General features: G+C 41.1%; 15 protein-coding genes. 12 read left to right on the top strand and 3 right to left on the bottom strand.

The genetic code is table 11. The annotated features are described in order from the left end of the window. From DYY65_RS06715 to DYY65_RS12465, 4 genes are all read left to right on the top strand, one after another. Nucleotides 1-811, top strand: an 811-nt coding sequence (locus tag DYY65_RS06715) for an ABC transporter ATP-binding protein (protein ID WP_162477206.1), incomplete at its 5' end; no start/stop codon positions are given. Nucleotides 812-1,227: 416 nt separating this feature from the next. Continuing rightward, entirely contained in the window at nucleotides 1,228-2,478 is a 1,251-nt protein-coding gene (locus tag DYY65_RS06710) for a cysteine desulfurase (RefSeq protein ID WP_162477205.1), read from the top strand. After that, the gene (gene sufU, locus DYY65_RS06705) at nucleotides 2,475-2,903 is read left to right on the top strand and encodes a Fe-S cluster assembly sulfur transfer protein SufU (RefSeq protein WP_162477204.1); all 429 of its coding nucleotides are present in this window, start codon (nucleotides 2,475-2,477) and stop codon (nucleotides 2,901-2,903) included. The genes DYY65_RS06710 and sufU overlap by 4 nt, the downstream gene beginning before the upstream one ends. Nucleotides 2,904-3,144: 241 nt before the next feature. Continuing rightward, nucleotides 3,145-3,804, top strand: a complete 660-nt coding sequence (locus DYY65_RS12465) for a phosphatase PAP2 family protein (RefSeq protein ID WP_201449379.1) — start codon at nucleotides 3,145-3,147, stop codon at nucleotides 3,802-3,804. Nucleotides 3,805-3,843: 39 nt separating this feature from the next. Here the strand turns inward: DYY65_RS12465 and DYY65_RS06695 are convergent, their stop codons facing one another. After that, nucleotides 3,844-4,587, bottom strand: a complete 744-nt coding sequence (locus DYY65_RS06695; RefSeq protein ID WP_162477202.1) for an NAD+ synthase — start codon at nucleotides 4,585-4,587, stop codon at nucleotides 3,844-3,846. A gap of 259 nt (nucleotides 4,588-4,846) precedes the next feature. Between DYY65_RS06695 and DYY65_RS06690 the strand changes: the two genes are divergently transcribed. The 5 genes from DYY65_RS06690 to aspS all read left to right on the top strand — a co-directional run bounded on the left by DYY65_RS06690 (nucleotide 4,847) and on the right by aspS (nucleotide 9,884). Then, nucleotides 4,847-6,016 carry a citrate/2-methylcitrate synthase gene (locus DYY65_RS06690; protein ID WP_162477201.1) on the top strand — a complete coding sequence of 390 codons (1,170 nt, stop codon included), beginning with the start codon at nucleotides 4,847-4,849 and terminating at the stop codon, nucleotides 6,014-6,016. Nucleotides 6,017-6,125: 109 nt separating this feature from the next. Next, nucleotides 6,126-6,617: a PUA domain-containing protein gene (locus DYY65_RS06685; RefSeq protein WP_162477200.1), complete on the top strand. Its 492-nt coding sequence runs from the start codon at nucleotides 6,126-6,128 to the stop codon at nucleotides 6,615-6,617. Nucleotides 6,618-6,771: 154 nt separating this feature from the next. Further along, nucleotides 6,772-7,953: a prealbumin-like fold domain-containing protein gene (locus DYY65_RS06680; protein ID WP_162477199.1), complete on the top strand. Its 1,182-nt coding sequence runs from the start codon at nucleotides 6,772-6,774 to the stop codon at nucleotides 7,951-7,953. A gap of 88 nt (nucleotides 7,954-8,041) precedes the next feature. Next, the gene (locus DYY65_RS06675) at nucleotides 8,042-8,545 is read left to right on the top strand and encodes a hypothetical protein (RefSeq protein ID WP_162477198.1); all 504 of its coding nucleotides are present in this window, start codon (nucleotides 8,042-8,044) and stop codon (nucleotides 8,543-8,545) included. Between the two features lie 13 nt (nucleotides 8,546-8,558). Next, nucleotides 8,559-9,884, top strand: a complete 1,326-nt coding sequence (aspS, locus tag DYY65_RS06670; RefSeq protein WP_201449378.1) for an aspartate--tRNA(Asn) ligase — start codon at nucleotides 8,559-8,561, stop codon at nucleotides 9,882-9,884. On the opposite strand, the gene DYY65_RS06665 is transcribed toward aspS, so the two are convergent. Further along, a complete protein-coding gene (locus DYY65_RS06665; RefSeq protein WP_255457480.1) occupies nucleotides 9,874-10,290 on the bottom strand; it encodes a Mov34/MPN/PAD-1 family protein in 417 nt (138 codons plus the stop codon). The two genes, aspS and DYY65_RS06665, sit on opposite strands and share 11 nt — an antisense overlap. Before the next feature lie 160 nt (nucleotides 10,291-10,450). Between DYY65_RS06665 and DYY65_RS06660 the strand changes: the two genes are divergently transcribed. The 3 genes from DYY65_RS06660 to cgi121 all read left to right on the top strand — a co-directional run bounded on the left by DYY65_RS06660 (nucleotide 10,451) and on the right by cgi121 (nucleotide 11,914). Continuing rightward, nucleotides 10,451-10,669 carry a hypothetical protein gene (locus DYY65_RS06660; protein WP_201449376.1) on the top strand — a complete coding sequence of 73 codons (219 nt, stop codon included), beginning with the start codon at nucleotides 10,451-10,453 and terminating at the stop codon, nucleotides 10,667-10,669. Nucleotides 10,670-10,678: 9 nt separating this feature from the next. Further along, nucleotides 10,679-10,939, top strand: a complete 261-nt coding sequence (locus DYY65_RS06655) for a MoaD/ThiS family protein (RefSeq protein WP_162477195.1) — start codon at nucleotides 10,679-10,681, stop codon at nucleotides 10,937-10,939. Nucleotides 10,940-11,377: 438 nt separating this feature from the next. Next, nucleotides 11,378-11,914, top strand: a complete 537-nt coding sequence (gene cgi121, locus DYY65_RS06650; RefSeq protein ID WP_162477194.1) for a KEOPS complex subunit Cgi121 — start codon at nucleotides 11,378-11,380, stop codon at nucleotides 11,912-11,914. Here cgi121 and DYY65_RS06645 read toward each other — a convergent pair whose 3' ends face one another. Beyond that, nucleotides 11,915-12,358, bottom strand: coding sequence for a THUMP domain-containing protein (locus tag DYY65_RS06645; RefSeq protein WP_162477193.1), 444 nt, complete (start codon nucleotides 12,356-12,358; stop codon nucleotides 11,915-11,917). Between the last annotated feature and the right edge of the window lie 218 nt (nucleotides 12,359-12,576).

Genomic DNA, 12,576 nt, shown 5'->3' with positions numbered 1-12,576 from the left:
TACCCTTGGATCATCTTTTTTGAGAGCGGTGCAGCCACCAGGCGAAATAACAGACGGAGAAATAACAATCGACGGTACAGAGATAGTAGGCATGTCTAATGCTGAATTTAATAAGAAATTTCGGTGGAAGAAAATAGCTATGATATTTCAAGGAGCGATGAATGCTCTTGATCCTGTATACAAAGTGGGAGATCAAATGAGAGAAATCTTGCTTCAACATCAATCAAAACCAATGCGGGATGATCTGATTACAGAGTCACTTAATCAGGTAGGACTGGAAAATGATGTTGCTAAAATGTATCCCCACGAATTAAGTGGTGGAATGAAACAGCGAGTTATTATTGCAATGGCACTTCTCCTCAAACCAGACATTGTCATTGCCGACGAACCAACTACGGCACTTGACGTACTTGTCCAGGCCCAGATAGTTAACCTCCTTAAAAGACTAAAAAGCGAATTAGGCATGACTATCATTCTGATAACTCACGATCTTGGTATTATTTCCGAAATTGCTGACAAGATCGCGATAATGTATGCTGGGCAATTTGTCGAGTTCGGGCCATCCTCTGAAATTTACGAGAACCCGAAACACCCATACACAAAGGCACTCATAGCTGCCATCCCTAGACTAAGTGACAACAAAAAACCAATAGAATTCATAAAGGGAAACCCGCCTGATTTATCCAAGACTCAAGTCGGATGCCGTTATTTTGGACGTTGCCCTCAAGCGATGGACATTTGCAAAACTGACCCGCCAGAGGTTACGGTTGGTGGGGGCTTCACGAAATGCTGGTTATACGCAAAGCACTAAATTTGTCCCTTATTGGTAATCATGAAGACGTTTATCTTTATGAGCTGCAACTTTCGCTTTTAACAGATCATGATGATACTGCTTTATGTGTAGATTTGCACAGCTGTTGTGCATAATTCCAACTTCACAGAATTCACACGAAGAGACAAAATCAAGATCAATGAACATCTCGTTGCAAAATGAGCAGATTTCGGTACCTAGATCAAATTGTGACAATGGTTTCAAATAAGTATCTCGCCAAAGAAGCATCATGACCTTATACGACTACCCGTAATAAGCATCAAGACCTTATTAAATAAGGTGGGGTTCATAGCTAACAATGGAAATGACGTAGTCATTCCTCGCTGCTGCATTGGAAGAATATGCAATAATTGCTAGTCTACAGTTTATATCTCAAAGCAGGGGATAATATAGTAATGCAGAAAACCGCTTTAAGTGTCGAGGAGATAAGGCAAGACTTTCCAATTCTCAAGCGTAAAGTAGGAGTTGGCGGGAGCAAAACACTCGTCTATTTGGATAATGCTGCTACCACCCAAAAACCTTACGCGGTAATAAATGCCATGAACGAATACTATTCGAATTATAATGCCAATATTCATAGAGCAGTGCATCAATTGGGAGAGGAGGCAACGTTTGCTTATGAACAAACGAGAGAAAAGGTTGCAAAATTTATCAATGCTCGGTCAACTGATGAAATAATATTCACTCGGAATGCCACTGAAGCGATAAATTTGGTGGCTTATAGTTGGGGACGAAGGAATATCAAACGTGCTGATACTATCGTGCTTACCGAAATGGAACATCATAGTAATATTGTTCCGTGGCAGATCTTAAGCCGAGAAAAAAAATCAAAAATATGCTATTTGGGAGTAGATGATCAAGGGTATCTGAAAATGAGAGATTACGAACGAGCCCTAGAAAAAGAAGCTGTGCGTTTGGTCTCAGTAAGTGAAATGTCCAATGTTCTAGGAACAATACTTCCGCTGAAGGAAATTATAACCAGAGCCCACGAAGATAACGTTCCTGTGTTTGTGGATGCTGCGCAATCAGTGCCTCACCTACCGGTGGACGTACAGAGAACGGATTGTGACTTCTTGGCATTTTCCGCACACAAGATGCTAGGACCTACCGGAGTTGGTGTCTTGTATGTTAAAAAGGAAATACTCGAGGAAATGCCTCCATTCATTGGAGGAGGAGATATGATAAAGGAAGTACACCAGCAGAACGTTATATACAATGATCTTCCTTACCGATTCGAAGGAGGGACTCAAAATATTGCAGGAGTAGTGGGGTTTAGTGCCGCCCTTGATTATCTGGCTGCAATAGGGATGGACAGAGTACGAAACCATGAACTTGATCTTACTAGGTATGCTTTGTCTGCTCTTTCAGATCTGAAAGATGTAATCATTTATGGACCTAAGAATTTTAGAGACAGAGGAGGAGTAATATCATTTAATATAGCAGATATACATCCTCATGATCTGGCGACTATCATGAACGAACACGGGATCGCAATTCGTTCCGGCCACCATTGTGCACAAGTCTTAATGGAAAGGTTAGACGTAGCTGCTACGTCTCGAGCTAGTTTTTATATTTACAATACACAAGAAGAAATTGATCTTTTCGCTGACGCTCTATTGGATGCCAGGAGAATTTTTAGAATATGAGCGATGACATCTACCGCGAAATTATATTGGACCATTATCGAAATCCTAGAAACAAAGGTAGGCTAACCGACCCTGACGTTACCATACACGATAGCAACCCATTGTGTGGAGACGAAATTGATATGCATTTAAAGGTCGAAGAGGATAAAATAAAGGATATAAAATTTGAAGGACGGGGGTGCGCCATAAGTCAAGCCAGTGCATCAATGCTAACTGAAATGGTATTAAATAAGCCTTTGAGTATGGTTAAGAATTTGGCAAAAGAGGATATCCTGGAGAATATAGGATTGACCAACCTAGGCCCGGCGCGTATAAAGTGTGCTTTGCTCTCATTAAAAGTTCTGAAGATGAGCATGGTAAAATACTATACCGACAAAGATCCAAAATCTGCTGGTGATTTTCGAGACGAAGCTGTTAAATATTAAAGCAATCGCATACTTACTAAATTCTTACGGTATCCATGAAAATTACCGATCTAGTAATCGATTGAATATAATGGATCCTCTGCTGGGCTAAAATAGTATGAATGTCTGATTACGATTTCAAGGGGTTGACAGAATGGCTTGCATTACAGCCACTTAGGTCAATATAAATAATAACTGGACACGGGAAATCATGACTAATCTTTTCCTTCATTGGCTAATTAAGATTCGATCACCCGAATTCGTGATATTAGTTTCAATATTTGTTGTTCTAACGGTGCTTGTATCCGCCGGGTTCACAAGTGACCTTGATAGTTTTGTGAATATTTCTATAAAAAATATTCAAGGCAACAAAAATGTGGACATTTTCATGGTAGCTCTTACATCCCTGGGAGATCTCTCCACGTTACTCGTTGTAGGGATTATACTTACAATAATTCGTCGAACCAGAAGACTGGGGCTGATTTTTCTTATAAGTATGGTTTTTATTGCAATTTCAATTATCTATATTAAGCCTATCGTGGGTAGGGCGGAGCCAATTAATAAAAATCAAACTTCGCTCAATCTTCCAAAGGGCTTTGTGTTGGAGAACGATAGCGTTGTTCCGTTTGCCAGCGGTTTTTCTTATCCTTCGAACCATATTGCGATTGCTACCGCATTTGCTTTTATATTCGGATTTGGAATTTATCAAAGGAACAAACGAGCTAGTATTTTGATATGGGTGTTCCCTACACTCATGGCTGCTACAAAGTTATATCTAATGCAACACTACCTCGCAGACATAGTAGGTGGTTTCTTGTTTGGATTAATTATTTCCATAATTATGAGCAATATGCTAGGGCTTGACAAGCAATTTCCGGTGTCTAGAATCAAAAGAAAGGAAGATAAGAGCGTCCAGGAATAGTGGTTATAAAACGAGCGGAGGATATCCATCGACTATATATTATAACTTGCAAACTGGCGGCAAGGTCTGTTTGTGCTTATTTTTCTCCACTAATAGTTTGACAAGTGCGACCTTTTTGGAACTGATCCTCTGTAGATGTGACTCATTGCCATGAATATTCTTTAGGATCTGATCCACTTCTTCATAGTTTAATCCGATTTCGGATTCCGCTGTTTGGCCCCTCCATAGCCCTGGAGTGCTTTTCTTCTTCAATATTCTATTTGGCAGACGTATATGCCTGCCTAATTCTCGAACCTCAGTTTTATACAATCCACCTATGGGAAGAATATCAGCCGCACCATCACCATATTTTGTAAAATAACCTAATTCCAATTCGCTCCTATCTGAGGTTCCCACGACGAGAAGTTTTCTTATTGAAGCATAATAGTACAGTACGCACATTCTGAGCCGAACAGTGAGATTCCCCCTTGCTAATTTACTGGGAGGGAGCTGTTTTGTCAAATCCGATTTAGCTCGCCCTACGTCTATCAAGTTGTATTTCATACCCAAATTATTCGCCAAACTAACTGCATCGTTTATCGCTCCAGGGTCGGATGAGCTCGCTTTGTCAGGCAAAACTAATCCCAAAACACGAGATGGCCCAAGCGCCTTTACCGCTAATGTTGCGGCTACTGAAGAGTCGAGTCCTCCACTGAGGCCTAGGACCACGCCACTACAATTACGTCCATTTACCTCACGAAGAATGAAGGTAGTAGTAGCTGTGTATGCGTACGTAATATCCATGAATCCAAAACGAAGAATGATAAATTTATTTATAGTGGGGGCTAGGTTTGGGTAGAGGTACAGACTGCTACGTGATGGACCTTACAAGGTCCTTTTGCAAAGGAATGTCATACCAGAGAGGACTTTGTTATAATCAAAGTTACATTATACACTAGTACGCTTTCAATTCACCTAAGCTTTTCATATCATCCGACGAACATGCTTGCAATGCTAATTTGTTGTCTAAGTATAAATAGAAACCTGTAGAATAACCTATACGATGGACACGAGGAATATCGGCTTGAGAAATATTGAGGTTGCTGATACGAAAATCTCTTCCATAGATGGTGAGAACGGCAAATTGATTTATCGTGGATATGATATTTTAGGCCTCGTAAATAATTCTACTTTTGAGGAGACTGCCTACCTTCTATTGTTTGGGGAGCTTCCTAACACTGAAGCCTTGACAAATTTTACTGCACGCCTGCGAAATGCTCGACATCTGCCGGACTCTATTATCAAGTGTCTACAAGTTAGAAATCGCAAGGCAAACCCGATGGATGTGTTACAGTCGTGTGTTTCTGAGCTTCCTGATTTTGATTCGAGTATGCAAAGCGATCTAAAAGAAGACAATATGGAAAGGTCTATTGTCTTAATTTCAAAGATCCCAGGGATCGTTGCTGCTTGGGATAGGACAAGAAGAGGATTAGAGATTGTAGCACCTAGCGACAAAGGATCTCATGCATCGAATTTTCTCTACATGCTGAGGGGTACGATCCCAAAAGAAGAAGAATCAAAGGTATTCGATATCAGTCTCATTTTGCATGCTGAGCACAGCTTCAATGCATCTACTTTTGCCGCTCGCGAGATTGCGTCGACTAGGTCACACATGTATGCCTCGATAGGAGGTGCACTCGGTGCATTGTCAGGGGAGCTGCACGGAGGAGCAAACGTCCAAGTGATGAAAATGTTACTTGAAATAGGTGATCCCGACAAGGCTGAATTGTGGGTACGTAATAAACTAGACAAAGGAGGGCGGGTGATGGGAATGGGACACGCTGTTTACAAGACTACTGACCCAAGGGCGGAAGTGCTTGCAACTTTGTCCCGTATAGTTTCAAAGCAAACTGGTACAAAATGGTTTGATATCACGGAGAGAGTTGAGAAAGAAACCAAGAGATACATGTTAGAACATCAGAAGCATCCAATTTATCCAAACGTAGATCTATATAGTGCCTCGCTTTATTATAGCATGGGAATTCCGTTAGACCTGAATACATCAATATTTGCAATTTCAAGGATTTCCGGATGGTGTGCGCACGTTATTGAAGAAAAGTTCGCGGAAGCTGCTCCAAAGCCTGCTTTATATCGTCCTAAGGCTTTGTACGTAGGAAGATACTGTGGACCTATGGGATGCGAGTACATCCCTATAAATAATCGTACGAGTTAGCAAAATTTAGAAATTCAGAGCGTTAAAATATCTTGTTACATTTAACAGATCCAGTAGGTTCCAATGCGAATGTGTTTTTAAGCCCCTCCCCGCACTCCAATAAACGACATTGAAAATATCGACGCTTTCTAAAAAAGAAACTGCGGCTTTGGTCGAACAAATTCGCTTGACATGGCCTCCTGAGCTTGTCCCGAAAGTTAAGACTTTTAAAGCCTTTCATGTAGAGGAGGGACAATTTCTGTTGCAGGCAGGCAATTTTATAGCCGTTCAAGTTCGCAAATCATTGATACTGCCTTTCTTAGGCATGAAGGAAGACCTGGATCATTTCCCTTCGGTTCACGTTGATATGGGTGCAGTTAAATTTGTATGCAACGGCGCAAAAGTGATGCGCCCCGGCATTACATCGATAGAATTTTTCAAGAGAGATGGAATTGTCATTGTAAAGGATCATGCTTACCAAAAGGCGTTGGCTGTGGGGATTGCATTAGTAGATAGCGATATTGCAACATCTATGTCAACTGGTTATATCGTAGACAACTTGCATTACATTAGTGACAAATTCTGGGAAACATCAAAGACAATCCAAAAGGGTAGTGCGTGATGCGTATCTCGTTATCGTTCACGATTGATCATCGGGTATTGAATGATTGCTGTACTAACTGTTCTCAAGTCGCCTATGTGCAGAATTAGCTCATAACCATTTTGCGGCGTCCAATAGTATAAATTGACGCAAACATCCTTTGTCGTATCTTGGGATGAGATTAAGAAACATCATAATAACAACGTTGATTGTAGCGGCAGTAGCGGCTACGATTTTTACAGTTATCTCAATCCAACTTCCAAGAAACGTTGTGGGGAAAAATATCAGTATGCAAACCAACATAGGGATTAAGGACTCCTATCTAAGGGTTGTTGCCGTTAGTTCAGCAGGATCCCCATTAGAAGGGGCGGTTTATTTAGTCTCACCAAGCCCTTATGACAATTCGAAAAGTTATATAATAAAAACAAACGAGAGTCACACGCTCGAGTCTACACCGGGCATTACATTTGTCTCTGGCCTAAAGCCTGGAACATATAGCTTAAGTGCATACGAAGCTCCAGCGGGTTATAACCTTGACTCTAAACCAAAGTTGATCTATCTGACATCAAAACATGCTACAACTTCAGCTTTTGTGTTCTCGCATTCAAATTCAACTGGAACAAGCAACGTTACACAACAAGCAAAAGATGTTAGCTACAATGTTAAGTTCATCTGTGGATCAGTTTTGGGTAATGATGGTCCTCTAAGACCAGGACACTACAACACGGACATCAGCCTATTTAACAATCAAGGGTCAACCGTCCCATTCCTGTGGAATGCAGTATCAAATAATGGAAAAAGTTCAAGCTCGATTTTGAAGACTCTACAACCTGGCACAAGTAGCGGTATCGCATGCAGAGAACTTCTCCAACTCTTCGGCATTCAGAACATTACTTCTAATCTGGTAGAAGGCTTTGTCGTAATTAGGCCTCAGACAAGTGTTGGCGGCTTGGCTTCGTTTTCTGGCAGCAGTGCTACTGTTTCTGCACACCCGCCGTCTCAAAATCAGCTCAACCCGTTAACCGTGCAGGTTTTTTATTCTGCCAATTCTCTACTGACTCTCCCCCATAACGTAGCGATGGATAAAATTCTATTTTCAATATTAAACGATACTTCTTCAAAAGTACCTCCATCATTACTTGGTAAGAAGTTAGATATCACGATTCAGTCCCAGTCAAATCAGATTACAGATCCAGAAGCTGAGGTACGGGATATGTTAGCATCGAAATATAAACTATCTCCGGAGGACTTGACACATCTGAAGGTTCAAATAATTTCTGTTGGCCTGAGTGTCACTTCCATGATCGATGATCACGCGATCTCATCTTTCCAGGTCATGCCGCAAGCGACGCCATAACCAGTGCCCAACCAAGTTTCTAGAGCAAAGTTGCAGCGACATATAAATTGGCTTAAACCTTAACTCTCTCCATGAGAGGGAATAGAATTTGAAAACACCTATATGCTCATTTGATGCCAAAGCGGGGGTTCTTTGTCCCGGGTGTGAAGCAAAGCTCGAAGCTGGCCAATTGAGTCAAACAGAAATTGAAGTAGCTATAAAACTGACCAAGCTTGCTCAAAAGGAACGATCTTTCGATAATTTGTCTTTGATAAGTGCAGAGAAATCTGGAGCTGACTTGATTTTATTTCTTAAAGGATCTGATATAGCGTATTTAAGGTCCAGCCCAGAACTTCTGAAAAACTTAGAGACGGAATTCGGCCACGTAGTATGGCTAATAGAAGCTCAAGCAACTGGCAAAAAATTTATTGAAAATTTGTTTTTTCCGTCAAAAGTAATTAATATGAACTTCTTTTGGTTGCCAGACGGCAAAAAGCTCACTAGAGTACTAATCGATAAGAGAGATCCACGAGTTGTAGCCAAAGCTACAAGAATTCACGATATTGCAAAAAATCTAAGGAATGTCGATCTTATAGTAGAGTACCAGACATAATCGAATGTGAAGTATGACCGCTATAGATAATATGCACAGGACGCACTACACGAATCAAATAGAGTTAGGGTTGTTGGGTCAGAGAGCTACTGTAGCGGGATGGATCGAGGATTTACGGGATATCGGTAAAGTAGTTTTCTTAACAGTAAGAGATGTAAGAGGAGTAGCTCAAGCTGTTGTATCAGGCCAAAGCATAAATATCATTCGTGATAAGCCACGACAAAGTGCAGTGATTGTTTCTGGCCTAGTACAGAGTAGCAAGTCAAAAGATTTTTCATTAGAAATTAAGGCTGACGCCGTTGTCATTCTAAACGATGCTATCCACCCCTTACCCATTGATCCTACTGGGAGAGTTGAATCTGCATTAGATAAACGAATCGACTCGAGAGCTCTCGATTTGAGAAACCCAAAAACCGCATCAATCTTTCTTTTAAGATCGGTGATTCTCAAAAATATCAGACATACCCTAAGCACTAATGGCTTTGTAGAAGTAAATACTCCAAAAATTATAGGAAGTGCAAGCGAGGGCGGCGCAAATCTATTCGAATTTGAGTACTTTAAAAAGCCAGCGTACTTGGCCCAAAGCCCTCAGGTCTATAAAGAACAGCTTATCCTTGCCTTAGATAGGGTATTCGAAATAGCCTCATATTACAGGGCTGAGAAATCACATACCGTTAGGCACCTAAGTGAATTTCTAAGTGTAGATATAGAAGCAGCCTTTACAAATATGAATGAAGTTATTGATATAGCAGAACTTGTTCTGATGAATATATTCTCATTTAACACGTCAATCCCAGAAAGCGAAATGAATGTGTCAAAGCCACTATCGTCAATGCTCCCAAAACCTTCACTAATTCCAAAGCCCAAATTCCCGCTAAAAAGGCTTAGCTATGAGCAATGCGTTGAGGATTTAAAGAAGCAAGGAGAAAATATTGAAATCGGAGACGATTTATCTGATGCTTCTCTTCGAGTGCTTGGAGAAATGCATCAAGGATTCTATTTCATACTCGACTGGCCCACTAAATTGAAACCCTTTTACATAAAGGAAAAAGAAAATGATCCAAGGTTGAGTCATTCATTCGACCTTCAGTATGGTCACTTGGAGCTGATTTCCGGTGGCCAGAGACAGCATGATCCCAACAGGCTGAAAGAAAGACTTATTGAACAGAATCTTAATCCTGACAACTTTAAGCATCACTTGAGGGTATTTAATTGGGGCATGCCTCCTCATTCAGGTTGGGGCCTGGGTTTCGATAGGCTGATAATGGCTTTAACCAATCTGGACAACATTAGAGAAGCAGTACTGTATCCTCGTGACGTCGATAGGCTCACACCATGACCTGCAATTCCACCTGTCGTATGCTGTCTTCAAAAATAAACGCTCCAAATTCCTCTGTAGTTGTAGAATAAATTAGCCAAGCAACAGGATTGATTTTCATATATCTTTGGTCTGTGGAGGAAGGGACAGGATACGATGGATGAGAATGGAAAATTCCGACAACTTGAAGTTTCTTAGCTTCAGCAAGCCGGTAGGCGTTTAGCAGTTCCTCTGGCTCGATACTAAAAGATGCCGAAGATCGATCCTCGTTTCGAACGGATATCGCGTCGGTCACAATTACCTCGATCAAATTTCGAACTTTGGTTTCTCCGAGTAGAAGTGCGCAACATTCCATGGGCAGAGCTTCTTTCGACAACGACACCAGGTGTTTGAGATTATTGGAACTTAAGGTCAATCGGGAAACCATGTACTTTTCATTTCTAAATCCGCGACGATATTATTGTTATGCCTTTACCTGCTTGCGATGGACTTTGCTGTTGCTCAGCAATGAGACTAAAACTCACGACATAACCTGTGTGGGACAAATTTCAATAAGATAAAATATGCTATTTTTCTTACACTGGGCATTGAATCGAGTTAGACGGATATCTAATGAACTGTTGGAACGATATCCAAAACAATTTGGGATTGATTTCGATCAGAATAAGGCAACTCTCAAGGATTTGGCTAACATCAGATCTAAACTTCTTAGAAATAGGATTGCCGGATTCATTACTGCTCATGTCAGAAGAGCAACCACAGAAAGGGAAGCAGTAGACTCAGAGACCGAGCTGCCTGAAATATAGATAAACTAAATGATAACCGTGCGGCTGTTAGGGGGCGCAAAAAAGGCAGTAGGAAAATCGTCAACGGTTATACCTCAACCTCGCCTCTCTGTTTCTCAGGTCTTAGACCTTTTACGGAACGATGCAGAGGACCCAGGTTTATTGAATCCTACTAACCTCCTCGTTGCCATAAATGGGGTAGAATCATCTTCGCTACACGGCAATGATACAATAGTGCAAAGCGGAGATGTACTAACCGTTGTTAGTGTGGTACACGGAGGCGACACTTAAGGAGATCATATCTTGGTTAGTTTACTGATTCTGGTGAAAACTGTATGTATAGCCAAAGACTTATTCTAAGCGCTCGCTTCACTCGATTATCCGAGGCACTGTATTAATCACTCCTTGGAGTCAGAAACGGTCCACTCGTAAAAATAAAAAGATGCTTTAGTTTATTCATTCATACCAATAGAGAAAATGAACTTTCCGACATTTAGAAAGGGCTAGCTTGCTATTTAATTCCCTCTCAATAGCCATTTTGTAAATTTGAATGCTTTGGTTTGACGGAACCCCATGCTTGCTTCACCAAAGCCAATCAAGTTGATGACAATTCGATAGGAACGTCAATTCCTAAAGACTTAATCGGACTTTAGAAGCTTTCAAATGAGAGAGCAGTTCATGTAATTTGATAAGGGCTATAAGTGTGAGCAGTGCGTAAAGTCATTCCTGTTGTTGACAGATATTCATCGAGTAGGTGACAGTTACGCCGTAATTCTAGGAATGCGCTGTGTTAATGTCAAGGAAACAGGAAAGTTAATTGATAGGCTCCGAAAAGCCTTGCCTGAGGGTGTATTAATGCAAGCAGTTAGGGCGGATGCTATCTACGGAGTTGATCATGTTATTAACGCCCTCAGAATAGCTCTTGAATCACAAAGGAGAGATCTACTTCTGGCAGAAAAACTTGAGATTGACTTGCTACTCAGAATCGCGTGTGTTGATCAGATTTCTCTTGCTCTAAGCAATATTGGCCTAATGTATCATAAACCAGGATGTTTAGTACTTTTTTCAATTCATAAGAGAAGGTTGGCTATGGCAGCAAAGGATATTCTTCAATATCTTGATTCAGATAACTCGGTCCTTCTTGCCAGTAAAATGAAGAGAGAACGTATATCCAAGCGCATTGGACTTGAGACTAGTGAATATCTACAAAATGATGTCACATTCTCGGAGTTTCTCTCAGAGAAAGCAGCTCTCTTGAATAGATAATTATACTTCGATCCTACTTTCTCTAAGTGCACTAAATATATCATACGGCCTAACAATGGAGATACCGCCAATCTTTCCGATGATTTCTACCAAGACAGTCCAGTGAGGGTTTTCTAGATTGACTTTGTTATTGAATACAGATCCGATGTTGGAAATTAGCTCGGTGGAAGTTATCGCTGTAGCTCTCCGTTCCACTGTAATCCTGAACGTATCTGACGCCTGCATCTTGGATGACAATCTTATCGCTGCCTCCCTAATAGTGTCTACGCCAGCGCTAAAAAAGCTGATTTCAATGGGGATCATCCGAAGTATAAATCTGATGCTCCACGGCTCGTCATGAATCAGTTCTTTTACTCTTTTTACTGCCTGAAATGGGTCTAGATTCGTTTGTGCTGTTAAAAGGCCAGAAACATTGGTCAGCTGCGAGATTGGACTTTGGTCCATGCAGTGGAGTTCGTTTTGCGCATCGACTTCCCTGTGCCTGTAAGTAGATACTATTAGATTAAAGCTCATGAATCTATCGAAAGTTTTTCAGAGATGAAGTACTTGATCTGAGTCACAGATATTGCCCCTTCTCGAATTATTTGCGGGACTTCGCTTGATATATCTACTATCGTTGATTCTTGGCCCTGTTTCGTAGAGCCTCCATCCAGAATGGCGTC

It is taken from the genome of Nitrososphaera sp. AFS, from assembly GCF_009898475.1.
Lineage (GTDB): Archaea > Thermoproteota > Nitrososphaeria > Nitrososphaerales > Nitrososphaeraceae > Nitrosopolaris.
This window is presented reverse-complemented; position numbering and strand designations above follow the sequence as displayed.

Coding starts and splice junctions, on each gene's coding strand:
- DYY65_RS06710 (WP_162477205.1), top strand. CDS start 1,228: ATGCAGAAAACCGCTTTAAGTGTCGAGGAGATAAGGCAAGACTTTCCA.
- sufU (WP_162477204.1), top strand. CDS start 2,475: ATGAGCGATGACATCTACCGCGAAATTATATTGGACCATTATCGAAAT.
- DYY65_RS06695 (WP_162477202.1), bottom strand. CDS start 4,587: ATGGATATTACGTACGCATACACAGCTACTACTACCTTCATTCTTCGT.
- DYY65_RS06690 (WP_162477201.1), top strand. CDS start 4,847: ATGGACACGAGGAATATCGGCTTGAGAAATATTGAGGTTGCTGATACG.
- DYY65_RS06680 (WP_162477199.1), top strand. CDS start 6,772: ATGAGATTAAGAAACATCATAATAACAACGTTGATTGTAGCGGCAGTA.
- aspS (WP_201449378.1), top strand. CDS start 8,559: ATGACCGCTATAGATAATATGCACAGGACGCACTACACGAATCAAATA.
- DYY65_RS06665 (WP_255457480.1), bottom strand. CDS start 10,290: ATGGTTTCCCGATTGACCTTAAGTTCCAATAATCTCAAACACCTGGTG.
- DYY65_RS06655 (WP_162477195.1), top strand. CDS start 10,679: ATGATAACCGTGCGGCTGTTAGGGGGCGCAAAAAAGGCAGTAGGAAAA.
- DYY65_RS06645 (WP_162477193.1), bottom strand. CDS start 12,358: ATGGACCAAAGTCCAATCTCGCAGCTGACCAATGTTTCTGGCCTTTTA.